This is a genomic window from Parafrankia sp. BMG5.11, from assembly GCF_004337455.1.
Genome location: NZ_SJXI01000051.1, coordinates 49,838 through 75,650, shown reverse-complemented (window position 1 = coordinate 75,650; position 25,813 = coordinate 49,838). Strand labels below are relative to the sequence as shown.

Sequence of the window (25,813 nt, the reverse complement as noted above, 5' to 3'; positions counted from 1 at the left end):
TGACAGGGTCTACGGCTTGCGTCCGATACCGCCCGCCACCAGCCTGACAGCCAGTGGGTACGGCTCGACGACCGGTACGGCGGGCCGCCACAGCGGGTTGTAGACCACGCCTGGCTCGACGAGGTTCAGTCCGTCGAAGTAGGAGGTGATCTCGTCGACCGAGCGGAAGCGCCCCCTGGTCAGTTCGTTGAGAAGCACCTGCTCGATGGGCGCGGTCTCCGCTCCGTGGTCGACGAAGTGGGTCAGGAACAGGTAGCTGCCCGACGCCATCCGATCGACGTATGCGCGGACCAGGCCGGCCGGGTCCTCGTCGTCGTGGACGTGGTGAACGACCGCGAGCATCAGAAGCCCGACCGGCTTCGACAGATCGATCAGAGCAGCCACGTCCGGGTTGCTCAGAATCTCGTCGGGACGTCGGAAGTCCGCGGTGACGACCGTGGTGTTGTCGTTCTCTGCCAGCAACGCCCGGCCGTGCGCCAGCACGATTGGATCGATGTCGACGTAGGCTACCTTCGAATCGGGTGCGATTCGCTGGGCGACCTGATGGGTGTTCTCCGCGGTCGGAAGACCGGACCCCAGGTCGATGAACTGGCTGACACCCTGCTCCACCATGAACTCGACGCCACGCCGGAGCATCTGCCGGTTGTACTGCGCGGACGTCTTGCCATCCGGAATCACCTGGATGAGCTGGTCGTGGACGACGCGATCAGCAGGGAAGTTGTCCTTGCCGTCAAGCAACGCGTCATAGACCCGGGCGATGCTGGGCACCGAGATGTCGATCCCAGACTCGATCCAGGTCGAGATGTGTGCCTCGTCACGCACCTTCAGCGGCGTCGAGTCTGGTATGCCATGCCGACTCTTACTGTCAGGCAACGCTCCCCCTCTGGATCAGGACGGGTCACCTCCGCACCCGGCCCGGGCCTCACGAGAAGCGGAAGTGACGTAGCGCGTTCGATCCTAGTAAGGCGGGCTCGTTGGCCGGGTCGAGGCGTCTCCCTTCTACCCTGGCTCCGGCGTCGATGCTCGAGGTGGAGCAGGTACTACCAGCCATCTTCGTGGCGCTGTACATCGTGGGCTGCGCGCTGGCGATCGCAGGCGCCCCGGCTTCCTGACAGCCGTCCCGTGGTCCGCCCTTACCTGTCAGTCAGTGCCCGGCGCGCCGAGTAACAAATCGTGGTCGCAGAGTCTGGCAGCGGACGGCGTGGGCCCCACAATCAGTTCAGGAATCCCGCCCGGTCCATGGTTGCCCTCGACTGGTGGGTGCCGTCAGCGACGCCGACAGCGACAGATCCTGCCATGATGATCCAGTGAGCCTCGTCGCCGTGGGAATCCGCATGTGGTGCGAACTCGATTCGGCCGGCCCGGTGGCTTCTCTCCTCCGGCGTCCGGATGGCCACATCGACGCCTACAGTGGGCTTTCTTTCACGGTGCACGAGTTCGCCGAGCTCTCGGACGGCCGTGAGGTCACCCTCCTGGATGACCGGGGCTGGGGCATGTCAGGCAGGGGCAGGACCCCCGACGAGCGCCTGTCCGAGCTGACGATCGAAGAGATCGAGCGCACGGTGTACATGGTCCTGCTGCCGGACTGGGCCGACGTTGACCACCCGCTGCCGCCGGACCTCGCGGCGGTCGAGGACAGCGGCGGGGCGCAGGACTGGGACCTGCTCGCGGAACGGCTCCGCGCGTTCGGGGTGGTCGTCACGCCGGCCGAGCTCATGCGGGTACCGCGCCGTCTCGACCTCGGCGACCGGCTTCGGGCGAGAATGATCGGATAGGGCGTGCGACGTCCGACGACATTCGTCGCCGGGGTCAGGGCAGCCGCACCGCGACCCGGAGCACGCGGGTCACCTGGGTGGCACCGAAGTTGTCGTCGCTGAGCACGTTGACGATCGCCGTGCCGCGCCCGGGCCCCCGGGGGTCGATCGCGAGTGCTTCGTAGTTGTCCAACAGCGGGTTGACCTGGGTGCCCAGGGTGGGGCAGGCGGTGAGGTCCGCGACGAGCCGCTTACCCACCAGCGCACGCTCCGGGAGCGCCGAAGGTCGGGCACGGTGGTGACGTCCGCGCCACGGCCGGCGGCCGGCACCGAGTACAGGGCGTTCCGGTTACCCACACCGGCGGTGAACGAGGCCTCCAGGACGAGGAGCCCGTCCTCGCCGTAGGCGGCGACCTCGGAGATCCGCTGCCCGGGTTCGACCTGGTAGCCGAGCTGCCTGCTCAGCTCGTACCAACCGGTGGAGCTGAGCCGGTACACGAGGATCCGCCGGGTCCGCGCCTCGCCGGTCACGGGAGCGTCCCACGACTCCTCCTCCGGTCGATTCCACTCTGCCGAACTCGCGGAACATCGACGGGCCCCAGCGGTGTCCTCCATGGGTCTGCTCCATGAACGCATCCCGGCTGACCGCGGGTACCCGCCACGGGCGGGCATTGGACGGATCATCGGCGCGCCCGACGCATACTCCGTATCGTCATCTCCGGCCTGCTCGTGCCGCCACCGTGTTGCGGTCGCGCCACAACCGCGACAGCAATCCGACCACCCGCCGGTGCCCGGAAATAGCACCTCGGTTAACCGTATGGCTCGTCGAGAGTTTTCCGTGTCGAAAGACACCTGTACACGGAGCGTGCCGAAGACTTCAATTGCCTGTAGTTCTCCGTACGCCCTGGCTTCCTACACTGCGTGACGACGGGTTACGAACGGGGCAGTTCTCGTTGGCGACCGGTCCACGATGCCGTGTACCACAACCGGAACGTACGGAGATGGATCAATGGCCCGACACCATCGAAGAATCACTCGTGCCGCGGCCGTCGCCGCAGCCGGAGCACTCGTGCTCACCGGGATGGCCACCGCCGCGCACGCCGCTTCGTCCCCGGAGACCAACACCGTTGCCGGGGCCGACGAGCGATCGGGTGGTTCGACGGTGCGTTTCGCCACCTTCAATGCCTCGCTCAACCGAGCCACGGCGGGAGAGCTGCGGACGGACCTGTCAACACCCGATGACGTCCAGGCGCAGACAGTCGCCCAGATCATCCAGCGGGCCCACCCCGACGTACTTCTGATCAACGAGTTCGACCACGACCCGCTGGCCGTAAAGCTGTTCGCGGACAACTACCTGGCCAGGAGTCAGGAAGGCGCTCAGCCGGTCAGGTATCCCTTCCGGTACATCGCGCCGAGCAACACCGGAATCGCCTCCGGTTTCGACCTCAACAACGACGGCCAGGTGGTCACCGTCCCCGGAGCGCCGGGCTACGGCGACGACGCGCTGGGTTTCGGAGCCTTCCCCGGGCAGTACGGTCTGGTCGTCTACTCCCGGTTCCCGATCGACGTCCGGCAGGTCCGGACCTTCCGGGACTTCCGCTGGAAGGACATGCCGGGCGCACTGCTGCCGGACGACCCGGCGACGGCGGCGCCCGCGGACTGGTACTCGCCGAAGGAGCTGGCGGCCGTCCGGCTTTCGTCGAAAAGCCACTGGGACGTGCCGGTCCAGGTCGGGCGGGACACGGTTCACCTGCTGGTGAGCCACCCGACACCGCCGACCTTCGACGGGACGGAGGACCGAAACGGGCGGCGCAATCACGACGAGATCCGCTTCTGGGCCGACTACGTCCGGCCGGGCGGCGGTTCCTACATCTACGACGACCAGAGCAGGCGCGGCGGGCTGCGGCCGGGCTCGCGGTTCGTCATCGCCGGTGACATGAACGCCGACCCAGTCGATGGCGACAGCGTCTCCTCGGCCGCCAACCAGCTGCTCCAGAGCCGCCAGGTGAACGCCTCGGTCATCCCGTCGAGCGCGGGCGCCGCCGAGGCGGCGGTACTGCAGGGCGGCGCCAACGCCACGCACCGTGGCGACCCGGCCCACGACACGGCCGACTTCGCCGACACCGCGCCGGGCAACCTGCGGGTCGACTACGTGCTGCCCTCCCGCGATCTGGCCCCGGCGGGAGCGGGCGTGTTCTGGCCGGAGACCGCCGATCCGCTCTCGCGGCTGACCGGGAAGTACCCGTTCCCCAGCTCCGACCACCGGCTCGTCTGGCTCGACATCAGGCCCCGTCGCGCCTGAGCCGAGTGGCGGTTCTGCCGGTCATCGCGGACTGCCGGAGCGGGATCGACCCGTTCCGGCACGTCCTCGCAGCGGGCGGATCGTGGCAGGCGCGGCACGCGGATCCGGCGCTACAGCGTCGAATAACGGAACACCGTCGTGGGGAGGAGCAGGAAGTTCAGCTCCCCCCGGCCGAGAACGAAGCCGCCGAGGGTGCCCCACAGCGACAGCACCTCGATCTGCAGGAAATTCGCCGGGTCGGCGGTCAGAACCACCATGACATGGTGCAGCGGCTGACCCGCGTGTTCGACCATGATGACGTCGCCGGCCTGGATGTTGTTCGCGGGGGCGGCATTCGCGCAGTTGATCTGCTGCACGCCGCCTGCCGTCAACAGGTTGTACACGGCGGTGTCGGGGTCCACGGCTCCGTACGCGTGGGTCAGTTGGGCGACCGTGACCAGACCGGCTTCTGCCGCGGCTACCAGTACCGCCTCCCAGCAGTTGATGGTCGCGTTGTCGCCGATGGGATTCGCCAGTGGCGCCGCGCCGTTGATCCATGCGTTGAAGGCCACACTGCGGCCTTCTCTCCAGGTGTACGCGCCGCGCCGGGCTTGCATCCGTGCCCGCAGGGCCGCCCGCCGCGCTCCCGCCGGTGCTCCTGCGGCCACTGCCGCGACCGGCGCGGCGGCCGGAGCCGTGTTGGGGATGGCCAGGGCGGCTTCCTCATTACTGATCTCGATCCGGACGACGCTGGGCGTGATACGCGGATGGGCGTTGATCGCCGCGATCGACGGGTTGATGAGGTTCGCGGGCGGCCCGGCGGGATACCTCGGCAGAAGCTCCGCCAGAAACATGTTCGTGTGCTCACGGTCCTGGATCTGCTGGCTGGTCACCCTGGCCGGAACGAACCAGCTGACCGGCTGACCATAATTGAGAACGATCTCAACGTCGTCTCCTATGATTGTCACGCGCGCCCCTTTGGTCACCAAGGAATGAATGCCGTCCACGACTTCACCCCGATAGTCGGGGAAGGTGCCATACGGCGGCCTTCGCCACCTTCGCCGATCTGGGATTCCCTACGTAACGAAAGCGCGACTCAGGTTCACCTGGGTAAGCAGATGTCCATTTTGACTGGAATAACCTATCTTGCCGATGGAGACCGCGAAGACCAGGGACCGCACAGCGCCGACTCGGCGCCCGCAACGGGGCCGCCCCCAACAACACAACATCGCCACAACTCACACATGACGTAGGCGTCAGAGATCTAGCCTGGACTCGCGCGCCGCAGCATTCTTCCCGATGAGAGGTTCGTCCGATGAGGGCCATTTCGGCTCCGACTCTTCTACCGCTCGGCCATCCGGTCGACGCTGCCGACGTCCGGACACTCGTCGACGCCGTCGCGGACGCGGGGTTCGACGGGGCGCAGCTGACGAGTTCGCACCTCGCTGGCGCCGTCGCTGACGGTATGACTCCGGAGGAGTTCTTCGGTTACCACCGGGACAGGGGGCTGGCGATCCCCACTGTCGAGGTTCTGATGGAATGGGTCACCGCCGACCGACAGGAGATAGCCGAGCAGGCCCGACCACTTCTCGACATCGCGCAGTGGGCCGGCTCCCCGACGGTTATCGCGACGACGCTGGAGGCCGAGGTACCGTCGATCGCCGGCGTGGCGGAGCGGCTGGCGTACCTGTGCGATCTCGCGGCGGAGCGGGGTCTGCGGATCAGTTTCGAGTTCCTGCCGTGGTCGGTGGTGCCGAACATCAGGGCGGTGATGCGGCTCCTGGATGCGGTGGACCGCGACAACCTCGGCCTGGTAGTCGACATGTGGCATTGGTTCCGCCAGCCTGGTGGGCCCGATTACGACACCCTGCGTGACGTGCCGGCGGAGCGGATCCATGTCCTTCAGCTGTGTGACGCGCCTGCGCGGCCGGCCGACGACCTGAGGACGGAGACGATCACCGCCCGCCTGCTGCCCGGGGACGGCGACGCCGACATCGAGGCTGTCCTGGATGTTCTCGTCGCGACCGGAGCCGATCCCGTCGTGGCGACAGAGGTGTACTCCGCCTCGCTCGCGGGCCTGGGGCCAGCCGAGATGGCGCGGCGCGCGTTCGCCGCCACGGAGACAGTTCTCGGTGGACGTTTTCCGTCCCACGGCACGAGTGGTTGAAGGCGCGGCGCACGGCGCGCGCGGGTTGGGATCGTCGATCGTTGATCGGGTGACAGCGCGGTCGGGTTGCCGGCCGTGCTCGCGGCCCGGCGTTCCCGTGTCCCCGCGTCCCGGTGCCGAGCGGATCACCTGATGGAACGCTGACCGGCCGCGGGCAATCCGGCACAGCCGGTCCGTCATGGCCCGGCTTCACCCTATTTCGCACGCTGGCCCACTGATCTGATGTAGCACTGGGTTTGTGCAGCCTCTTTCGGTCGTAATCGTTCACCGTGACCAGCCGAAGCGACTCGTCGACACCATCGACGCGTTCCGCGCGCAGGACGTTCCCGTCTCGATCACGATCGTCGACAACGGATCGGCGGTCATGCCGCCGGTCGAGGCCGCCGATGTCACGGTGGTGCTCGCTGGCAGCAACCTGGGGTTCGGACCGGCGGCCAACGTCGGCTACCGTGCGTTCCTCGCCGACGCGGACGCGGGAGAGTGGGTGGTGCTCGCGCCGCACGACGCGCTGCCCGAGCCCACCTGCCTGAGTCACATGCTGGGCGTGCTGGCGCAGCAGCCGCGAGCGGGTCTGGCCTGTGCGGACGTCGGCGACGGAGCGACGCCGGTCATCGACCCCTACTTCGGCGGGATCCTCATGCCCGCGAGCGTGGACGAGGGCTGGGAGCCCGCCGGGCACCCGCACGGCACGCTGATGTTCGCCCGCCGTGCCTGCCTCGACGAGATCGGGATCTTCGACGAACGCTACTTCGCGTACTGCGAGGAGGCGGACCTCGCGCTGCGGGCGAGGTCCGCCGGCTGGGAGTCCGGACTCGTGCGGGGCGCGATGGTCAAGAACCCGAACATCGGCTCCACCGCCGCGGCGATCGACTACCTGCAGCTCCGCAACACCCTGCTGCTCGTGCGGGACCACTCCGGCCGCTACCACGCGTTCATCCGGTTCTGCATCGCACTGTGGCATCTCGCCTCGGGCGCGGTCGTCCCGGCCCGGCGCGGCCCCTACTGGAACCTCGAAGGACGTGTCCGCGGGCTCCTGGACTTCGTCCGCGGGCGTTTCGGCCCTCCCCCGCCGCATCTACTCGTCAAGCGCTGACTCGCGCGATACGGGCCCGTTCGCCAGACGCGGTCAGGACAGGCGCGGTCAGGACAGGTAGGTCGCGCCGAACGCCTCGAGGAACTCGAGCGTGGCCGCGGACGACACCGATGGGCTCGACACCACCACGGCGGTCACCCCGGCCTTCTCGATCTCGGCGATCGCCTCACGGTGGCGGTCGGGCTCGACGGTCGGCGTCGCGATGGAGCGGTCCTTGTAGGAGTACTGCACATCGATCGTGTCCGACCGCCCGGCGGCCGCGGCGGCGTCCCGGATCTCGTTGATCATGACAGCCAGCTCCCCCAGCGAACCGATGGAGGTCGTCCGCACCGCCGCGCTGAGCTCCGGCGGGCCCACCAGCGGCATCCAGCCCTGCGCCCGCTGCGCGATGCGGCGCCGGCTCAGCTTCGAGTTACCGCCGATCCAGATGGGAATCGGGTCCTGCACCGGTCGGGGCCGGGCGATGACGTTCCGGGCGTCGAAGTGCAGGCCCTTGTAACTGAACGGCTCACCGCTCCAGTGCATCGGCAGCACGTCAAGGATCTCGTCGAACAGCGTGTTGCGCTCGTCCATGTCGACTCCGAGCGCGAAGAACTCGGTCTTCATGTACCCGGTGCCGAGCCCGAGCACGATCCGTCCACCGGAGAGCTTGTCGACGGTCGCCGCCGCCTTGGCGAGCAGGAACGGGTTCCGGTAGGGCGCGACGGAAAGGTTCGTGTGCAGCCGCAACCGCTGGGTCGCGGCGGCGACATGGCCGAGCGCGACGAACGGATCGAGGCTCTGGTGCCCGCCGGAGGCCAGCCATCGGGCACTCGGGGCCGGGTGCTCGCTGAGGCAGAATCCGTAGAATCCCGCCCGCTCGGCTGCTGCCGCGACCTCGGCCAGCGCGCCGGCGTCGAGCATGTCGCGGTCGGTGCCGTTGGTCTCGGGGTAATGGTAGATGAAGCGCATTTTCACCTCGTCGAGAGAAACTGTCGGGAGCAGGTGACTCGGGAGATCCACCGGGGAGGATTCAAACACACCGATTGACCCGACATGGGAGAGCACGATCGCCCGGGGCCGGGCGCGAGCCTACTCAGGTCGCTCGGCCTAGATGCTGAGGAGGAACTTGACGGTCGCCGTGGCGTTCGGGAACGACTCGGTGATTCCGGTGGCACCCCCGACCACGAGCACGCGCCTGCCGTCGTACCTGAATGCGTCGAACAAGGTCATCCGCATTTTCCCTTCGCGCATTCTCAGCTGTGATTGTTGGCATGCCGAACGGCGTGGAACTCTGACGTGATTGACGGCGGAGGGGTAGTGGGCCTGTATGGCCGCGGATGACGGCCGTCGCCCTGGAATCGGCGGGGCCCATGGGGATCAGGGCCGCGTTGCGGTGGCCAGACCCACACTGTGCGCGCCACCCTGTATCACCACAGTGGCACCGACCAAGCCAAGATCCACAGCCACTCCCCCTTAACTCGAGCCGCCTTCGCGGCAGTAGGATGTCACCAATATGAGCGCCGCGGCAACACCCAGCCCAGACCGAAGCGCGGCGACACCGCCTCGCCGGCGCTACGACAGCCCGCGCCGGCGGGAGCTGGCGGCCCAGACGCGCGAGCGGATCGTCGACGCCGGCTCGGCCCTGGTCCACAGCTTCCCCGCGTGGGACTGGCGTGATCTGACGTTCCGTGCGGTCGCCGAGCGGGCCGGCGTCGGTGAACGCACGGTCTACCGGCACTTCCCCACCGAGGCTGATCTCCACGACGCCGTCCTGCGCCGCCTCGAGGACGAGGCGGGTGTGAGCTACGAGGGCCTCGACCTCGATCGCCTCCCCGAGGTCACCGCACGCGCCTTCGCGACGCTGTCGTCCTACGCGGTTCCACGGTGGACCCCCACGAACCCCGCGCAGGCGGCGTCGATACCCAAGGACCAGCGCCGCCGCGAGGCGCTTGTCGCCGCCGTCGCTCAACACACGGCCGACTGGCCCGAGGCCCAACGCGTGATGGCCACCGGCGTGCTGGACGTCCTGTGGCACATTCCGTCCTACGAGCGGCTGACCACGATGTGGAACCTCGACGGCGATCAGGCGACCCAGGCCATCGCCTGGGCCATCGGCCTGCTGGTGGACGCGATCCACGACGATCACCTTCCCGGCTCCGCCGGCCCGGGCTCCAACCAGGGCTGATCACTTCCGCCAGAAGCGACGGCCTGGGTTTGCTCCCGAACCCTGACCTCGGCCGGGTTCACCGCAACGTCTACATTAGTGACATCGTTCTGTCGCGAAGCGGACCTGCACCGGGAGGATCCCTGTGGATCCGGGCTTGGCGCCCACCACCGCGGTGGCGCACGGACGGCTCCCGGGGCATCGGCCCGACCACGGCCACCCGCTTCATCGTCGACGGAACCAATAGCGGATCCGAGATGCGAGACGTCCCGCCTGCACGGGCCAGCTGATCCGGTCGACCTGAGTTCTTGAGCACAGGCGCGTCAGAGCAGGACGGATCGACTCGCCCGGAAGCGCGCCATCACTCTCGTTCATGACCGTCCAATCCGACCGGTAGCGCCTACCAGGTCGCCCATGAGCGTCTCTGTGGGGACGGCAGCGGCGCCTGATACCCGCGACGGGTCTCGGCGATTCTGGACTTGCGGGTCCAAAAATTGCTGCCTAGCCTCCCCGGGCATGGCTCAACGACTCCAGAACAGGACCGCGCTCGTCACCGGTTCCACGAGCAACATCGGCCGGGCCATCGCCGTGGCGTTCGCCGCCGAAGGGGCCCATGTCGTCGTCTCCGGTCGGGACGGCGCCCGTGGCGAGGCCGTCATCTCCACGATCCGGGAGAGCGGCGGCCGGGCGGACTTCGTTCACGCCGACCTCGACGGGACCCCGGCCCGCAGTCGAACGCTGGCCGAGGAGGCGACCCGCCGCCTCGGCGGCCGTCTCGACATTCTCGTCAACAACGCCGGCATCTTTCCCCCGAACACCACGCTGACCACCGACGATCGCACCTTCGACCGGGTTTACGCCGTCAACGTCAAGGCTCCGTTCTTCCTAACCCAGGCCGTGGCCCCCGCCATGGTCGCCGCGGGCGAGGGCGTGATCATCAACCTCGGTTCCTGGGTCGCACGGCTGGGCCTGCCGGTGGGCTCGCTCTACAGCTCCACGAAAGGGGCGCTGGAGACGCTCACCCGGGCCTGGGCCGCCGAGTTCGGACCGCTGGGTGTGCGCGTCAACGCCGTCTCGCCCGGCGTTATCCGCACCCCTGACCTGGACGCCGCCGTCGAGCATCCGGCCGAGGCCATGATGCGGGGTACTCCCGCCGGCGGCTCCGGTCATCCCGACGCGATCGCGGCCGCGGCCGTCTACCTCGCCTCGGACGACGCGGCGTTCATCCACGGAACGGTCCTCGACGTGGACGGCGGCCGGATGGCGGTAGCCGTCATCGACAGCGCTGCCTGAGCATCGGCGACGCTGACATTTGTCATGGGCGAGCCGTGCGCGCCGCACGGAAACCGATGACACCGTCACCATCGGTGACACGGATGGTGACGGATGCTCGAGGTCATGAACAAGTACGTGGACGAAAACGCCGGCGTCATCACCGCCGGGAATCTCTGGCGTCGCTACGGTCCGGTGGGGCGGCGCGGCCACGACGCGGTCCGGGGGGTGGCCTTCGTGGTGCCTCGCGGCTGCCTGTTCGCTCTGCTGGGCACCAACGGCGCGGGGAAGACCTCCCTCCTGGAGGTGCTCGAGGGCCTGGCCCGGCCGAGCGCCGGCACCGTCCGGGTACTCGGGCGTGACCCGTTCCGGGACAGGCGCCTGGTGCGGCCCCGGATCGGGATCATGCTCCAGTCCGGGGCTTTCCCCGCCGACCTGACAGTCGCGGAGGCGATCAGGGCGTGGGCCGGCACGCTGACATCGCCGCGCCCGGTGGACGAGGCACTCGAGCTGGCCGGCATGCGCGATCGGGCGGGGATTCGCGTCCGGCAGCTGTCCGGCGGCGAGCGGCGCCGGCTCGACTTCGCGGCGGCCGTCCTCGGCCGGCCCGAGGTGCTGTTCCTCGACGAGCCGACGACCGGTCTGGATCCGCAGAGCCGCCGGGCGACCTGGGACGGGGTCGAGGGCCTGGTCACGGCGGGAACGACCGTGCTGCTCACCACCCACTATCTCGAGGAGGCCGAGACGCTGGCGGACCAGCTGGCGATCATGCATCGGGGCCGGATCGTGCGGACGGGCACACCGGCCGAGGTCGTCGCGGCGCAACCCGCCCGTATCACGTTCGAGCTCGACGCCGGACTCCCCGTCGAGCTGCCGGAGTTCCCCGGCGCGCGGCTGCACCTGACCGAGGCGTGGTTCGGCGGCCGCAAGGGCAAAGGCAAGGGCAAGGGCGGGAGCGGCGACGGAGGCGGCAGTGACAGCGACGGGAGTGGGAGCGGCGACGGAGGCGGGGGTGGCGGCTGTGGAAGCGGGGTCCTGCTGACCACCGCGGATCTCCAGCGGACCCTCACGATGCTGCTGGCCTGGGGCGACCGGAACGGGGTGCGGTTGCGCAACCTCAATGCCCGGTCGGCGTCGCTCGAGGAGGCGTTTCTCGCCGTGGCCCGTTCCGAGGTCGCTGTGGACGGTTCCGGCGGTTCGCTCCCCGGCGAGGTCGACCAGCCCGGCCGCCAGGCCCGACCGGATGCGGCGGCGGAGCGAGCGGCGTGAGCGGAGCGAGCGAGGGTGCCGCGCCGGCACGCCCGCTCCCGGGGACGAGCGGCTCCGGTGCGGCGCGTCGGGTCAGGTCGCTGGGCCGCGCCGAGATGGTGCTGCTACGCCGGAACGCCGTTGCGCTGCTCATCGCACTCGGAACACCGGTGAGCCTGATTCCGGTGGTCATGTCGGTCCCGGTCGAGGGCGGCCGATCGACCCGTGCCGGGGCGGCCGCCCTCACCGCGATCACGGCGGTCGTGCTCCTGGCCGCCGTGTACTACAACCTGGTCACCGCGCTGGTGGCCCGGCGCGAGGACCTGGTGCTCAAACGGTTGCGCGCCGGTGAGGTCGGTGACCTCGAGATCCTGGCCGGGACGGCGGCTCCGGCCGTCGCGGTGGCCTGGGCGCAGATCTTCGTGGCGGCCGCGGTCACGGCGGCGCTGTCCGATCTGGCCGCGCCGGTGAACCCGCTGCTCGTGGTGGTCGCCATCGTCCTTGGCACGGCCGTCTTCGTCGCGCTGGCCGCGTTCAGCACCACGGTGACCCGCAGCGTCGAGATGGCCCAGGTGACGACGATGCCGGTGCTGGTCGTGCCGCTCGTCCTGTCCGGGCTGCTCGTCCCGCTCGACGCGCTGGCCGCGCCGTGGGAGCTGGCCGCCCGGATGCTGCCGCTGACCCCGGTGGTCGATCTGATGCGACTCGGCCTGACCGGCGCGGCGGGCGACGGCCGCACCGTCGACTTCACCGGCTCGTTCGAAGCGGCGGTGCCGCCGGCCCTGGTGCTGGTGGCGTGGGTGGTCGCCGCCGGTTGGGCGGCGCGGCGGTGGTTCCGGTGGGAGCCGCGCCGTTGACCGGTTCGCCCGCCGCCGGCTGTCGGGTGTCCGATGGCCCACCCGGCGGGCGGGGCATGACACGGTGGGTTCCATGACCGGGTGGTGGCGCTGGTGGCGCGAGCGCGGCAGCGCCGAGCGCATGGACGCCATCACCCGGTGGCCGCTGTACCTGTTCTCCGCCACCGAGCCGGGGCTGGTGCTGCTGGCGATCAGCTCCCGGCCGGGTGCCTGGGGGCTGGCCGCCGGTGGGCTCCTCGTCGTGTCCGCGCTGCACGCCGTGGCCTGTGTGGTGCTGCTGCGCGCCGGGCTCGCGGCCCATCTGGGCGGGCGGCGGGCGGCGGCCCCGCTGATCGCCGGGGTGGCCGCGGGCGCGGTCGTCCTGGCCGCGATGGGCACCGCCATCCCCGGGTTCGACGCCGATCCCGGCGGCGGTGGCATGTCGGTCACGCTCATCGTGACGATGATCGCCGGTGGCGCGTCGACCGCGGCGGTCACGCCACTGCTGCGGACACCGTCGCTGCTCGCCTGCGTGGTGGTGGGGGCCGCCGGCTGCGCCCTGATCCAGGCCATGGTGGACGCCGTGGCGCCGGCGGCCGACGTGGGCCCCGAAGTCACACCGCTCCAGGCGGCCGGGTACTACGCGTACCCGATTGTGCTGGTGGCGCTGACCTACCGGGTCTCGACCTGGATGCTCGGCGTGGTGTGGGAGATAGACCGGTCCCGGGCGGTCCACACCAGCCTCGCCGTGGCCGAGGAGCGGCTGCGGTTCGCCCGGGACCTGCACGACGTGCTGGGCCGGAACCTGTCGCTGATGGCCGTCCAGAGCGAGCTCGCCGCACGCCTGGCCGAGCACGGAGACGCTGCCGCGGCGGAACGCATGCTGGAGGTTCGCCAGGTCGCCCACGACTCGCTGCGCGAGATGCGCGCGGTTGTCGACGGCTACCGCCGGGCCGACCTGGGCGCGGAGCTCGCCGGCGCCCGGGCGCTGTTGCGCTCGGCGGGGGTGGCCTGTCAGATCACCGGAGGTGTCAGCCGGGAGACCCTCGACCGGGCGTTGCCCCCCTCCGCGCAGACCGCGTTGGGCTGGGTCGTCCGCGAGGCCACCACCAACGTGATCCGGCACAGCGCGGCCACCACCTGCACCGTCGACCTCGATGTGCGCCTCGGGCCCGGGCGCGCACGCACCGCGGTACTGCGGATCACCAACGACGGTGTGCCGCCGGCCGCGCCGGGCACCGCCAGCCAGCACGCCCCGCGACCCGGCGCGGCCCCGAGCCCAGGGCCTGTCGCGGGGCCTGGGCCCGGGCCCACGGCGGGCAGCGGCCTGGCCGGTCTGGGCGAGCGGCTCGCCGGCCTGGGCGGCGTTCTCAGCGTGGCCCGGGAATCCGGGGGCTGCTTCGTCCTGGAGGTTCGGCTCGCCGTCCCGGACGATGTCTCGGAGGGCCCGGTCACGGCACCGCGACCCGCACCCACCGCGGCCGAGGCGCAGCCGTGATCCGGGTTCTGCTCGCCGACGACGAGAACCTCATCCGCGGCGCGCTGGCGGCACTGCTGGCCATGGAGGACGACATGGCGGTTGTCGCCCAGGCCGCGTCCGGGCCCGAGGCGCTGGCCATGGGGCGGCTGCACCGCCCCGACGTCGCGCTGTTGGACCTGCAGATGCCGGGCATGGACGGCATCGCCGTCACCCAGGCGATGCGTGCCGAGGTCCCCGGGTGCGCCAACGTGATCGTGACCAGCCACGGACGTCCCGGTTATCTCAAGCAGGCGCTCGCGGCGGGGGCGCGCGGCTTCCTTCCGAAGACCGTCTCCGCGCAGGTCCTCGCCGACGTGGTCCGGGCGGTGCACGGCGGCGGCCGCTACGTGGACCCGGAGCTGGCCGCGGAGGCGATCGCGGCCGGAGAGAGCCCGTTGACCTCGCGTGAGGCCGAGGTCCTCGAGCTGGCCGCCGGCGGCGCACCGGTCGAGGAGATCGCGGCCCGGGCCGCTCTGTCGAGGGGCACGGTACGCAATTACCTGTCATCGGCTGCCGCGAAGCTGGGCGCCGTCAACCGGCACGAGGCCGTCCAGCTCGCCCGCGCCCGCGGCTGGATCTGACCCGAGGCATCCCCGGCCGGCCGGGGATGAGCATCGAGGGAGCGGGTGGCCTGCCACCTACGGGGCCACAACGGGGCCCGCTCGGCCAGCGGCTATTTCGGCGCCAATCTCCAGGCCAGTCGTTCGACGCGCGCCTAATGGCAAGGATACCGCGACGCCGGTATACGGGCAGCGGGTCCGAGAACGCGCCGGGCGGACGTCCACCGGGCTCGCACAGTTGCCCCTCGTGCCAATGGCAAAGGCGCCGGGTTCCACGTGATCCCGGTGGCGGATGTCCGCCACCGAAGCAGGACGGCGACGGTCTGTCTGGTGCTGGGCCTGGCATGCGCGAGCGCGTGGGCTACGGGAATCACACGCGGACCAGTGCCTGTAGTGTGCTGCCAGTGGTCTCGATATGGCCACGGGTTTCACATCAGATGGGCGGAGATCCTCGCCCTGTATCGATCGCGGAGGTCGTCATGGCGGAAGCGCCTGAGCGGCGGCGTTGGAGTGCGGCCGACGTTCCCGACCTGAACGGCCGGACGGCCGTCGTCACCGGCGCGAACTCCGGAATCGGCTTCGAGGCCGCCAAGCTGCTCGCCGGGCGCGGCGCGACAGTGGTGATGGCCTGCCGTAACCCGGTCAAGGCACAGGACGCCCTGGACACCATCCGGATCGCCGTACCCGAGGCGGACGTCTCAGTACTGCAGATGGATCTCAGCTCGCTCACCTCGGTCCGCAAGGCCGCCGACGCGCTGGTCACGGAGCGCCCCGTCATCGACCTGCTCATCAACAACGCGGGCGTCATGTTACTGCCCCAGGGCAGGACCGAGGACGGCTTCGAACAGCACTTCGGCATCAACCACCTCGGCCACTTCGCCTTTACCGGGCTCGTCCTGGAAGCCGTGACGGCCTCCGACGCCGGTCGCATAGTGACGGTCAGCAGCAACGGGCACCGGATGGGAAAGATCGACTTCGACGACCTCGACCTGGCCCAGAAGTACCGGCCGTTCCGGGCCTACGCCCGGTCGAAACTCGCGAACCTGCTGTTCACCTATGAGCTGCAGCGCCGACTGACGGCGGCGGGAGGATCGGCACGGTCCGTCGCCGCGCATCCTGGTGGCGCGAACACGGAGGTCGGGGGCAACCCCAGCCCGATCCAGCGGAAACTCAAGAAGGTCGTCGACCACATCCCCAACCCCATCGTCCACTCCGCGTTCAAAGGCTCCCTGCCCCTTCTGCGCGCGGCGGTTGATCCATCGACGAGGGGTGGCGAGTACTACGGGCCGTCCGGGCTGCTGAAGATGACCGGCCACCCGGTCCTGGTCACCTCCAACGCCGCGTCGCGGGACACCGGGACCGCCGAACGTCTGTGGGAACTGTCCGAGCGGCTGACCACGGTGACCTACCCGCTCTGAGTGGCGCCGCGGCACCCACCGGCAGCGGGCGACGGCGCGGCGGGCCCACTTCGCCAGGTTGCGACGTTTTTATACTTGGTATAAATTCGTCGCAGCCTACGGCGAGGAGCTCACATGTCGACTGACAGTGCGGCGTCGGGTACGGCACCCGAGTCGGGAAATCCCATGGAGAACCCTGCGTTCCTGACGGCTCCACAGGCCGTCTTCCCCGGGTTACGCGCCCAGCGCGCGATTTCGCTGGGCGAAAGGAGGGTACTGGTCACCCGGAGCGCGGACATCGCAACACTTCTCACAAACCCCGAGGTCTTCTCCTCCGGAGTCGGCGTGGCCCAGACGGGCACCGAGCGGCCGTTGATCCCCCTGCAGATCGACCCGCCGAAACACCGTGAGTACCGCAGGATCCTTGACCCGCTCTTCTCCCCGCAGCGCATGAAGGAGATGGAAGGGCCGATCACCGAGCTGGCCCGCGGCCTCGTCGATGCGATCGCCACCGAGAGCGAGGTGGACTTCGTCCAGCAGTTCTCGCTGCGGTTCCCGTCGCAGGTCTTCCTCGCCCTGCTGGGGCTTCCGCTCGGCGAGCTCCCCACCTTCCTTGAAATGAAGGACGGCTTCATCCGGCCCGAGTCGATCACCGGGCGGCCCCGAGGCCACGAGGCCACGAGGACTCGGTTGCCCTGTTGAAGACGACCGCCGCGTCGATCTACGAGTATTTCGACGCCGTCATCGCCGACCGGCGCTCCACCCCGGGCGAGGACATCGTCAGCCGCTTCCTGCAGACCGAGGTCGAGGGCGCACGCCTCAGCCACGAGGACATCCTCGACATCTGTTTCCTTTTCCTCGTCGCCGGCCTGGACACCGTCTCGGCCTCGCTGGACTGCATGATGCTGCACCTCGCGCTCCACCCCGACCGGCGGCATGCGCTGGTGAACGACCCGACGCTGATTCCGAACGCCGTGGAGGAGCTGCTCCGCTGGGAGTCGCCGGTGATGATGGTGGCGCGATTCGCGACCCAGGACACCGAGATCGCCGGCTGCCCGGTACGCAAGGGCCAGGTGGTGACCGGTCTGCTCGGCGCCGCCAACACCGACGAGCGGGAGATCCCCGAGCCTGAGGCCGTCCGGTTCAACCGCGACGCGAACCGGCACATCGCGTTCGGGCGGGGGCCGCATCGCTGCCTGGGCTCACACCTGGCTCGGCTGGAGCTGCGCATCGCCCTGCGCGAATGGCACGCCCGCATCCCCGACTACCGCGTTCCGGACGGCTTCCAGCCAGCCTTCACGACGACGATCCGCTCGCTTGTCGCACTCCCGCTCCAGCTCGACCCGTCCGCCTGAACCGGCGGCCCTGATCGTTACGACCCCAGCCGCGGGCCCCGCCCGGTCGTCGACCGCGGCGTCCCGCCAGCCGGTCCGGTCGGCGGTCGGCGGTCGGGCATGCTGAGGGAATGCGTGAAGTGAGCATCGACGGCGACGTCATCCGGCTCGGCCAGTTCCTCAAGCTCGCCGACGTCGTCGAGGCGGGTTCGGAGGTCAAGGCGGTGCTGGCCAGCGGGAGCGTCAGCGTCAACGGCGAGGTCGAGACCCGCCGGGGCCGCCAGCTGCGGCCAGGCGACGAGGTGACGCTGCCCGGCGAGCAGCTGCGCGTCGGCTGATCCATCCCCGGCGTGACCTCGGCGCGGCCTGTCCGGATCGGCTGGCGCGCCCCGCCGATGCCGGCCGTCAGGGCCCCGCGCCGCCGACAGACCCTCGCGGGCAACGGGCTCCACTGCCCGCCCGCTGCCCGCCTGCGCCCGCCCGCTGCCCGCCGGCTGTCCTGGTCCGCGCCCGTCGGCGGCGCCCGTTCCACCGGAGATCCCGCCGAAATTCACATTCCCGCCATTGGTGACACACGTCACCGATGGCCGGCCCGAATGTGAGCGGCGCAACCCTGCAGTCGCGATCTCGCGACACTTTTCGGCCGCATTGTGTTCCAGGACACGGGCGTCGGTCACATTTTTCACGGTTCCCTGCCGAGTGCGTCCGAGGTCACGTCGATCGGGCCCACAAGAACTCCGTGGTGCATGCACTATTAATTAGGGCGGCTGAGATTCGACCGCCTCATCACCTGCCCCTTCTCTGCACCCGGGAGCCCGCCGTGCTGAACGCCATCCATGCCGCCACTCACTCCAGCGGGTACGAGAAGCCGGCCACCCGTCGCTCGGACAACCCCTGGCACTTCGGTTCCGAGGAGACCTTCCTGTCCCTTGGCGCCACCACCGCGCAGCCGGAGCGGCGGACGGTCCGCACCCGCCTCGACCTGGCCGGCGAGGCTGTCGGGCAGCGGCGTCCCATCCGTCGCCGGGTCCTGCGCTGGGCGCACTCGCACAGCTGATCGAGGCCGTACCCATCGGCACCAGATCACCGCTGTGTGCACCACGGCCCCCTGGCTGTGGGCATGAGGAGCGGCGGGAGAAACCATCAGCCGGGCATGTCGATAAACGGCCGGCGATGTAAGAAAGCGCTGGAGGAAGTCCTCCACAGAGGACAGCTGTTCATCCGGGAACTCATCGTGCAGCGTCCGAGAGTTCCCGGCGGCGTGACGCACCGGAACAGCGTTACGTAGGCAACCTACGATCGCCGACATCACCGCTCGTGCCTGAACACCTGGCCGGCGAAGAGACCCGGATACCGACGGGCATCAAGCAGAACAACCGGCCGCGGCTACGACGGCAGTGACGAGGCTGCCGCCCGCGATGGCGGCGGACTGATCTTCACGGTGGACAGCGTCAGCTGCGGATCCGTCAGGCCAGGACCGTCACCGCGGGCTGACGCGTCAACCGTGCCGGGCTGGCCGAGCGAGCTCGGGGCGATGCCGGTCGACCCGCTGCCGGCGGCGGGCGAGGAGCACGTCCGCGAGAGCGTCCGCGCGCTCCATGTCGTCGAGGGTCGCCCGTGATCGCCCGTCGACGGTGAGGATGGCGGCGAGCAGTTCGGCGGACAGTCTCGTCCGCGCCGCGACCCGGGCCACGCTCGGCGGCAGGCCGCTCGACGCCCGAGCGGACAGCGGGCGGGAATCATCGGCTACTCGCTGTGACGGAAACTGCTCGCCCGGCGCGACGGAGTCATCCTGGACGGTGCGAGGGCGTGGCCGGACTCCGAGGAGATCGAACATACATTCGATCCTGGTCGCGATAGATCATCCTGTCAAGTGCCGCGGCGCCGATCGGCCCGAATCGGTGCCGGCGCGGACGCTCGCCCCGACGACACGCCCGACACGTCACCCATCACCCACCGTCGGCACCACCTCGATGGCCGCCGACCACGGTTGGCGCAGCGGGCGCGAGGCCGCGGTAGGCCCGCCGCACGGTGGCGCGGCCCGCGTCGGCCGGTTGGCGATGGCACACGCCCGCCACCAGAGAGAACAGGCGGACTCAGGCCGGTTTACGGCGGTCGCTACCATCCTGACCTGTCCAGAGCGATCGCCACTGAAAGCGGGTTCCTGGTGGGCCGGCGGCTCCGCGAGCTGTTCATCCGGTTTACCGCTCACCGGACCCCGCCATCGCTCCCGTTTACCGTTGATAGGGACGTTTGTGTTTCGGGGTAGTTTGACACGAAAGTTAGGGATGGCGGCCACGATCCTTGTGGTCGCCGCGACCAGTTGCTCGGCCGGCGGGGGCGGGTCCAGTGCATCCAGTGCCTGCGGCGCTCCCGGCGTCACGCCTGATCAGGTCGAGATCGGATTCCTCGTCTCCGATTCGGGTGCGGGTAGCGCCGCGTATGCTTCGGCCCGGGCCGGGATCGACGCCAGGATCGGCCTCGCCAATGACGAAGGCGGAATACACGGCCGCCTGATCACCTACGACTGGCGTGACGACCAGAACTCCCCGTCGCAGAACGCTCATGTCACCGATGACCTGCTCCGGAGTAAGCCCGTCTTCGGCCTCGTGGCGGCCACCTCCGCGATCAGTGGTTCGCTGGAAAACCTTTCCCAGCAGGGGATCCCCGTCGTCGGCCTCGGCCGGACGGACTGGGCCAAGTACCAGAACTTCTTCTCCTACCAGTACGAGCCGTCGCGGGAGACCATCGGTCGCTACATCCAGAGCGGCGGCGGCTCGAAGGTCGCCTTCGTGACCTCGGGGGCGACCACCTTCACGTTGGATATCCTCGCGCGCTACAAGGCCTCCTTCGAGGCACTCGGGCTCGCCACTACCGAGCCGATCTCCTACTCGCGCAGCACGGACAGCCCGGCCGCCGTGGCCCAGAAGCTGGCCGCGACAGGGGCCAACGCCCTGGTCGGCTTCACCGCCCCGCAGGATCTCGCCGCCATCATGCAGGCCGTGCGCGCCGCGCAGCTGAGTTTCGCCACGAGCGTCTCGCTCACGGGGTACGACCGGACCATCCTGCCGACTCTGGGCCAGAGCCTGGCGGGAGTCTCGTTCACCGTGTACTTTCGGCCCTTCGAGGCGGGCGGGCCGGCGATCGAACGCTACCGCAGCGCGATGACACGCTTCGCCCCGCAGACCACCATTCCAGAACAGCAGTTCGCGATGTACGCCTATATCTATACCGACCTGTTCCTGCGTGGGCTTGAGCTGGCCGGTGACTGCCCCACCCGCGAGGGCTTCATCAGCGCCCTGCGCGGCGTGACCGACTATGACGCGGGCGGGCTGATCCAGCCGGTCGACATCGGAAATAACGCCAGCCAGCCGCTCGACTGCTACGCGTTCGTCCAGATGAACCCGGCGGGTAACGCGTTCCAGGTCGTCCGAGAGCATCTCTGTGCCGACGGAACAGGCACCTGACAAGGACGGCACCGCTCCGGGCCGGCCCGTGGGCGTGAGCGGGCCGGCCACCAGCAGCGCGGGCCGGCGGTCAGCGGCCGGGTGGGAAAGCCGGTGGGTGCCCCGAGAATCACGAGGAATGGTTCGCGGCCACCGCACGCGGCATGACCTCGACATTGGCGGGCGCCGCGAACATCGCCGCGATCTCGGCCTGGTATTTCGCCGCGATCTGATCGCGGCGGAGTTTCGCGGTGGGCGTGAGCTCGTCGGAGTCGAGCGGCCACTCGTGGCGCAGCACGTGAAACCGCCGGACCTTCTCCTGGCGCACGAGCAGGTCGTTGGCCCGGGCGATCTGCCGCCCGACCTCGGCCAGCACCCGCGGATCGGCCGCGAGCTCGTCGACGTGCGTGAACGGGATCCCGTTCACGCCGGCCCAGACCGCGGCGGCCTGGGGGTCCAGGACGACGAGAGCACCCAGCGCCGGCTGGCCGTCGCCGAGCACGCACACCTGCCCCACCAGCAGCTGCGCCGCGAGCGCGAACTCGACCGCCACAGGTGAGACGTTCTCGCCTCCGGCGGTGATGATGAGCTCCTTCTTACGTCCCCGCAGCCGGACGTAGCCGTCGTCGATGGTGGCCAGGTCACCGGTGCGCACCCAGCCCTCCGCGTCGACGGCGGCGGCGGTCTGCTCGGGGTCGTCCAGGTAACTTCGGAAGGCGCTGCCGGCGCGGAAGTGCAGCTCGCCGTCCGGCGCGACGCGCAGCTCGACGCCGGGCATCGGGCGGCCGACGCTGCCGAGGCGGTAGGCGAACGGGTCGACCGTGAGCATGCCGGTCGACTCGCTCAGCCCGTAGCCCTCGAACATCGGCACGCCGAGGCCGATCCACGCCGCGGTGAGCTGGGGGTTCGCGGGCGCGGCCCCGATCGCCCCGGTCAGCAGGTCGCCGAGCCCGAGGCGGGCGCGCAGCTCCCGGGTGGCGGGCCGCAGCTCCTCCCGTTCCCGGGCGAGCCGGGGTGGCACATCCCCGCCGGTGAGCTCGAGCAGCGCCGCCTCCTCGCCGACCCGCATGGCGCGGGTGAGCCGCGTCGCGCGGGCCGGGTCGTCCATGGCGCCGATCCACTCCCGCAGGGAGATCAGGTATTTCTCCCACAGCCGCGGCGGCGCGAAGAAGAGGTGCGGCGGCCGGTCGATCAGCACCGATTCGACGTCCGCCGGGTTCGGGCAGGTGATGTCCTCCAGGCCCGCGTAGACGTGGAAGTACTGCGCGTAGAACCGGGTCGCGATGTGTGCCACCGGCAGGTAACTGACCCAGCGGGCACCGGTCAGGTCACGGTCGAGCCGGCGCAGATAGCTCTCACACTGCCAGATCACCGCCCTGTGATCCAGCATGACGCCCTTTGGGACGCCGGTCGTCCCCGAGGTGTAGATCACGGTGCACGGGTCGTCGGGGCCGGCGGTCGCGGCCCGCGCCTCGAGGTCGACCGGGTCGGCCGCGAGCAGGTCGTCCCAGCGGAGCACACCCGGCGGCACGTCACCGGCGGCCCCGCCGCCGAGGTTCTCGCCGCCGGCGGCCTCACTGCCGGTACCGCCGCCGGTATCGCCGCTGCCGGTGGGAGCCGGGTCGATGACGACGACGTGCCGCAGGTCGGGCAGCTCGGCGCGCACGGCCAGCACCCGGGCAAGCAGCTCGCGTCCCTCGACGACGACGAGGCTGGCCCGGCAGTGCGCGGCGAGGTAACGCACCCGCTCCGCCGGCGACGAATTGTAGATCGAGATCGGGCAGCCGCCGAGCAGGAGCACGGCGGAGTCGATGACGTGGAACTCCGGCCGCGGGTGCGTCATCAGCAGCGCCCGGTCACCGCGGCCGAACCCGAGACGCTCCAGCGCGCCGGCCATCCGCGCGACCTGCGCGCCGTACTGGCGCCACGTCCACGCCTGCCACTCGCCGTCGCGCATCCAGTGGATGCTCACCGCATCCGGGCGGGAGCGGCACTGGCGGGCCAACAGCGTGGGGACGGTCAGGCCGGCGACCGCGGCCCGGATGTCCGCCGCCTCGTCTGCCGAGCCGACCACCTCGAAGGATGTCGTCGTGTCAGCCGCCATGTGGCACCCGCTCCCCTCGGTATGCACCCTTGCTCATGGCCCCGGTGACATCGTCAGGTCGCCGTTCGGCCGACCATTGTTCGCGCCGCTGCCGGCGACCGCACGTTCGACGAAGAGCCACCCGCCGCCAGCAGTAGCAGGAGTGCCGGGGCCGACCAGAGCCCTGCCCGCTTCAACCCCGTGTTCCTCCTGGACGTCGACGCCCAACCGCCCGAAGGAAAACAGATCTCCCCACCCTTGTCAATGAACGCTCACAAACCTGGAACGCCAATTTGATGCAGTCAGGGTTATTCTGGCGGTACGCCCGGATTACGATGCTTTCTTCCCCTCAATCCGATAGGCTGCGCGGGTCTCCGCCCTGCCGGCCGGCGCCACCGAACAGCATGCCGGTCCCGGCCGGGGCAGCACGACCGGAGGCCGGGCCGCCCCGGCCCTCCGTCCGACGACAGGGCCCTGGACCAGGGCACGAAGCGCCGCCGGCGCCGGCGGACACCCCTTGACGAGCCGCCCGGTCCGGTAGGTGACTTCTTCTCCCCGCCGCCGCGCACACCGATACCGAAACCGATTCCCGGCGGTCACCGCGGCGGGGAACGTCAGCGCGACAGCCATCGTCGGACGCATTTCGCAACCGCACTGTTCGGCTGCATTTCGCGACCGCATGACGGAATTTCTCGACCGCCTTGAACGGCAGGTCTCACCGATTCATCGGCAGCCATCCGGAAACGTGTCCCTCCCGCTTCTCGACCGTTCCTCCCCTCGCAAGGATGTCAGCGTGACATCATCCACGGATCATTCGGACGCAGACCCGCTCCGGCCCGTCGAGAGCTTCTTCCGGGCCATCAGCACAAAGGACGTCGACGGGCTCAGGGCCTGCCTCGACCCGCCTTCGAGATGATCGTCCCGCAACAGCCGGCCCGTGGCTTCCGGGGGCGTGACCAGGAGATCGCCACCCTGAACACCCTGTTCGAGACGCACCCCGGCTCCGCCGTCGAGATCCATCGGACGGCGGTCAACGGGAACGCGGTGTGGACCGAGACGACCGCGACCGCGGCCGCCACGGGGATGGAGATGGCGGCGGTCGTCATCTGGACCGTCGACCCGGCCGGCACCACGATCTCCAGCGGCCGCTACTACTCGGAGGCCGTCCGGCGGGAGGGCCCGGGGATCACCGGGTTCATCCGCGGTCTCGGCCGGCCCTCGTAGGTGCCCCGGCGGCAGCGCGGCACGCAATTCCCGAGGTCAGACAATCCCGACACGCTTAACCTGATGGAAACCCTGCGCGCGGCTGAATCGGGGCATCTGAAACACCGGTCCGGGGCAGCGGCGGCGCCCCGGACACCATCGCGGAACTCCTGGCAGAATTTGCTGGAACCGTTCGCGCACGCGGACTGGAACCGGCGCCACGCGAGTGGCGCCACACGGCGGATCGCCGGGCCGGCGAACCGCCGGTCCGCGCGGCGGGAGGAGGTGGGCGGTGACCGGGGCCGAGCGGGCCGACGCCGCCCGTAATCGCGCGGCGATCCTGGCCGCGGCGGCGGACCTGTTCGACCGCGAGGGGGCCGAGGAGGTGTCGATGAACGACATCGCCGAGGCCGCCGGGGTCGGCAAGGGCACCGTCTTCCGAAGGTTCGGCGACCGCACCACCCTGGTCGAGGCCGTCCTGCAGCCCCGGGCGAACACGCTGAGCCAGCGCGTCGAGCACGGGCCGGCGCCGCTCGGCCCCGGTGGCAGCCCGACCGAGGCGCTGAGCGCCTACCTCGACGCCCTGCTCGACTTCGTGGTGGCCAACCGGACCCTCATCCGGGCACTCGAGCACCGTGGGCCGAACGCCTACTACTCGAACTCGTCCAGCCGGTACTGGATCGCCGAGCTCGCCCGGCGCCTCGCGGCCGTGCGGCCCGGGGAGGACACCGACTATCTGGCGCACGTCCTGTTCACCGCGCTGCGTGCCGACGTCGTCGACTACCTCGTCGCGGCCCGCCAGATGCCCCTCGATCGCGTCCGCGCCGGTCTCCACAACCTGGCCGGAGTGTGACGGGCTCGCGCCGGGCCTGCTGCTCGCCTGGTTCGACCGCTGGGTGATGGATCTGCCGGACACTCCCGTGCCGGACCGCCCGACGTTCGTGAGCTTCGAGGGTCCCGAAGGCACCGGTGCCGGCTGGCGTGAGGTCTCGAACTACGACCCGGCCGCCCACGGCCGCACCGGGACGCTGCTCCTGGGCAAGGACGGCGTCCTCACCGACGCCGGTGACCGCCGGGGAGCCCACCGCCTTCGAGATCGGCATCCGGCCGGTCCACCACCGCTTCGCCGTCGGCCACCGCATCGGTGTCCGGGTCTCCGGCGGCGCCGCCGACGTCCTCACTCCCAACGCGAGCCCGGTCGACGTGACCGTCAGCACCGGCCCTGGAACCTCCACCCTGGTCATCCCTACCGTGCCCGAGTAGGACGGTCTCCGCGGCGGGCGCGCCGGCCGCGGTCGCGGGCGCGGGCGCGCCAGCCGCCGTGACGGGCGTGGTGGCCCCACCCGCGGCGGTGGCCGGCACCGCCGCGGGTGGGCGCATGGTGGGGGCGGCGTCGGCGTCCCGAACGCGCAGCGCGGCGAGGAGCCCGAGGGCGGCCAGTGCCGCGGCGACGGCGAACGCCCACCGGAAGGAG

General features: G+C 70.1%; 26 protein-coding genes and 1 pseudogene. 19 read left to right on the top strand and 8 right to left on the bottom strand.

What is annotated here, in order from left to right; all coding sequences use genetic code 11:
• Positions 1–9 precede the first annotated feature (9 nt).
• Complete coding sequence (locus tag E0504_RS30705) at positions 10–873, bottom strand: SAM-dependent methyltransferase (protein ID WP_112109087.1); 864 nt, start codon at positions 871–873, stop codon at positions 10–12.
• A gap of 434 nt (positions 874–1,307) precedes the next feature.
• On the opposite strand from E0504_RS30705, the gene E0504_RS30700 reads away from it, so the two are divergent.
• Positions 1,308–1,775, top strand: a complete 468-nt coding sequence (locus E0504_RS30700; protein WP_243657687.1) for a hypothetical protein — start codon at positions 1,308–1,310, stop codon at positions 1,773–1,775.
• Between the two features lie 34 nt (positions 1,776–1,809).
• Here E0504_RS30700 and E0504_RS52420 read toward each other — a convergent pair whose 3' ends face one another.
• Together E0504_RS52420 and E0504_RS54425 are read right to left on the bottom strand one after the other, a co-directional pair.
• Positions 1,810–2,013 carry a hypothetical protein gene (locus E0504_RS52420; protein WP_235014981.1) on the bottom strand — a complete coding sequence of 68 codons (204 nt, stop codon included), beginning with the start codon at positions 2,011–2,013 and terminating at the stop codon, positions 1,810–1,812.
• Positions 2,014–2,069: 56 nt separating this feature from the next.
• Positions 2,070–2,369: pseudogene (locus E0504_RS54425) on the bottom strand (esterase-like activity of phytase family protein); the annotation flags it as partial.
• Positions 2,370–2,763: 394 nt separating this feature from the next.
• Between E0504_RS54425 and E0504_RS30690 the strand changes: the two are divergent.
• A complete protein-coding gene (locus E0504_RS30690) occupies positions 2,764–4,056 on the top strand; it encodes an endonuclease/exonuclease/phosphatase family protein (RefSeq protein WP_235014979.1) in 1,293 nt (430 codons plus the stop codon).
• A 110-nt stretch (positions 4,057–4,166) separates the two neighbouring features.
• Here E0504_RS30690 and E0504_RS30685 read toward each other — a convergent pair whose 3' ends face one another.
• Positions 4,167–5,042 carry a hypothetical protein gene (locus tag E0504_RS30685; RefSeq protein WP_131626288.1) on the bottom strand — a complete coding sequence of 292 codons (876 nt, stop codon included), beginning with the start codon at positions 5,040–5,042 and terminating at the stop codon, positions 4,167–4,169.
• A 308-nt stretch (positions 5,043–5,350) separates the two neighbouring features.
• On the opposite strand from E0504_RS30685, the gene E0504_RS30680 reads away from it, so the two are divergent.
• Positions 5,351–6,202 (top strand): sugar phosphate isomerase/epimerase, encoded by an 852-nt coding sequence (locus E0504_RS30680; protein WP_112109084.1) that lies wholly within the window; start codon positions 5,351–5,353, stop codon positions 6,200–6,202.
• Between the two features lie 238 nt (positions 6,203–6,440).
• Positions 6,441–7,295: a glycosyltransferase gene (locus E0504_RS30675; RefSeq protein WP_112109083.1), complete on the top strand. Its 855-nt coding sequence runs from the start codon at positions 6,441–6,443 to the stop codon at positions 7,293–7,295.
• A gap of 48 nt (positions 7,296–7,343) precedes the next feature.
• Here the strand turns inward: E0504_RS30675 and E0504_RS30670 are convergent, their stop codons facing one another.
• Together E0504_RS30670 and E0504_RS53595 are read right to left on the bottom strand one after the other, a co-directional pair.
• Entirely contained in the window at positions 7,344–8,246 is a 903-nt protein-coding gene (locus E0504_RS30670; protein ID WP_112109082.1) for an LLM class F420-dependent oxidoreductase, read from the bottom strand.
• Between the two features lie 138 nt (positions 8,247–8,384).
• Positions 8,385–8,507, bottom strand: coding sequence for a hypothetical protein (locus tag E0504_RS53595; protein ID WP_255565772.1), 123 nt, complete (start codon positions 8,505–8,507; stop codon positions 8,385–8,387).
• 283 nt (positions 8,508–8,790) lie between these two features.
• Here E0504_RS53595 and E0504_RS30665 point away from each other — a divergent pair, with 283 nt between their 5' ends.
• The 11 genes from E0504_RS30665 to E0504_RS30620 all read left to right on the top strand — a co-directional run bounded on the left by E0504_RS30665 (position 8,791) and on the right by E0504_RS30620 (position 18,664).
• Positions 8,791–9,462 carry a TetR/AcrR family transcriptional regulator gene (locus E0504_RS30665; protein ID WP_112109081.1) on the top strand — a complete coding sequence of 224 codons (672 nt, stop codon included), beginning with the start codon at positions 8,791–8,793 and terminating at the stop codon, positions 9,460–9,462.
• A 495-nt stretch (positions 9,463–9,957) separates the two neighbouring features.
• A complete protein-coding gene (locus tag E0504_RS30660) occupies positions 9,958–10,734 on the top strand; it encodes an SDR family NAD(P)-dependent oxidoreductase (protein WP_112109080.1) in 777 nt (258 codons plus the stop codon).
• A 105-nt stretch (positions 10,735–10,839) separates the two neighbouring features.
• Positions 10,840–11,982 carry an ABC transporter ATP-binding protein gene (locus E0504_RS30655; RefSeq protein ID WP_112109115.1) on the top strand — a complete coding sequence of 381 codons (1,143 nt, stop codon included), beginning with the start codon at positions 10,840–10,842 and terminating at the stop codon, positions 11,980–11,982.
• Positions 11,979–12,818 carry an ABC transporter permease gene (locus E0504_RS30650; protein ID WP_235014975.1) on the top strand — a complete coding sequence of 280 codons (840 nt, stop codon included), beginning with the start codon at positions 11,979–11,981 and terminating at the stop codon, positions 12,816–12,818. Before E0504_RS30655 ends, E0504_RS30650 begins: the two co-directional genes overlap by 4 nt.
• 73 nt (positions 12,819–12,891) lie before the next feature.
• The gene (locus tag E0504_RS30645) at positions 12,892–14,295 is read left to right on the top strand and encodes a sensor histidine kinase (protein WP_235014974.1); all 1,404 of its coding nucleotides are present in this window, start codon (positions 12,892–12,894) and stop codon (positions 14,293–14,295) included.
• Positions 14,292–14,897 carry a response regulator transcription factor gene (locus E0504_RS30640; RefSeq protein WP_071059593.1) on the top strand — a complete coding sequence of 202 codons (606 nt, stop codon included), beginning with the start codon at positions 14,292–14,294 and terminating at the stop codon, positions 14,895–14,897. Before E0504_RS30645 ends, E0504_RS30640 begins: the two co-directional genes overlap by 4 nt.
• A 458-nt stretch (positions 14,898–15,355) precedes the next feature.
• Positions 15,356–16,294: an oxidoreductase gene (locus E0504_RS30635; protein ID WP_112109079.1), complete on the top strand. Its 939-nt coding sequence runs from the start codon at positions 15,356–15,358 to the stop codon at positions 16,292–16,294.
• A 114-nt stretch (positions 16,295–16,408) separates the two neighbouring features.
• The gene (locus E0504_RS52415) at positions 16,409–16,975 is read left to right on the top strand and encodes a cytochrome P450 (protein ID WP_235014972.1); all 567 of its coding nucleotides are present in this window, start codon (positions 16,409–16,411) and stop codon (positions 16,973–16,975) included.
• Entirely contained in the window at positions 16,972–17,628 is a 657-nt protein-coding gene (locus E0504_RS52410) for a cytochrome P450 (RefSeq protein ID WP_235014970.1), read from the top strand. The genes E0504_RS52415 and E0504_RS52410 overlap by 4 nt, the downstream gene beginning before the upstream one ends.
• Positions 17,629–17,738: 110 nt before the next feature.
• Entirely contained in the window at positions 17,739–17,945 is a 207-nt protein-coding gene (locus E0504_RS30625; RefSeq protein ID WP_198541142.1) for an RNA-binding S4 domain-containing protein, read from the top strand.
• A 482-nt stretch (positions 17,946–18,427) separates the two neighbouring features.
• The gene (locus E0504_RS30620; protein WP_112109078.1) at positions 18,428–18,664 is read left to right on the top strand and encodes a hypothetical protein; all 237 of its coding nucleotides are present in this window, start codon (positions 18,428–18,430) and stop codon (positions 18,662–18,664) included.
• 441 nt (positions 18,665–19,105) lie between these two features.
• Here E0504_RS30620 and E0504_RS30615 read toward each other — a convergent pair whose 3' ends face one another.
• On the bottom strand, positions 19,106–19,444 hold the full coding sequence (locus E0504_RS30615; RefSeq protein ID WP_020464221.1) for a hypothetical protein: 339 nt from the start codon (positions 19,442–19,444) through the stop codon (positions 19,106–19,108).
• Between the two features lie 451 nt (positions 19,445–19,895).
• Between E0504_RS30615 and E0504_RS30610 the strand changes: the two genes are divergently transcribed.
• On the top strand, positions 19,896–21,074 hold the full coding sequence (locus E0504_RS30610; protein WP_112109077.1) for an ABC transporter substrate-binding protein: 1,179 nt from the start codon (positions 19,896–19,898) through the stop codon (positions 21,072–21,074).
• A 109-nt stretch (positions 21,075–21,183) separates the two neighbouring features.
• On the opposite strand, the gene E0504_RS30605 is transcribed toward E0504_RS30610, so the two are convergent.
• Positions 21,184–23,157 carry a long-chain fatty acid--CoA ligase gene (locus tag E0504_RS30605; protein WP_131626287.1) on the bottom strand — a complete coding sequence of 658 codons (1,974 nt, stop codon included), beginning with the start codon at positions 23,155–23,157 and terminating at the stop codon, positions 21,184–21,186.
• A gap of 891 nt (positions 23,158–24,048) precedes the next feature.
• On the opposite strand from E0504_RS30605, the gene E0504_RS30600 reads away from it, so the two are divergent.
• The 3 genes from E0504_RS30600 to E0504_RS54420 all read left to right on the top strand — a co-directional run bounded on the left by E0504_RS30600 (position 24,049) and on the right by E0504_RS54420 (position 25,602).
• Positions 24,049–24,360, top strand: a complete 312-nt coding sequence (locus E0504_RS30600) for a nuclear transport factor 2 family protein (protein WP_112109075.1) — start codon at positions 24,049–24,051, stop codon at positions 24,358–24,360.
• Between the two features lie 271 nt (positions 24,361–24,631).
• Positions 24,632–25,192 carry a TetR/AcrR family transcriptional regulator gene (locus E0504_RS30595; protein ID WP_112109074.1) on the top strand — a complete coding sequence of 187 codons (561 nt, stop codon included), beginning with the start codon at positions 24,632–24,634 and terminating at the stop codon, positions 25,190–25,192.
• 116 nt (positions 25,193–25,308) lie between these two features.
• Complete coding sequence (locus tag E0504_RS54420) at positions 25,309–25,602, top strand: CocE/NonD family hydrolase C-terminal non-catalytic domain-containing protein (RefSeq protein WP_368672134.1); 294 nt, start codon at positions 25,309–25,311, stop codon at positions 25,600–25,602.
• The last annotated feature ends 211 nt before the right edge of the window (positions 25,603–25,813 follow it).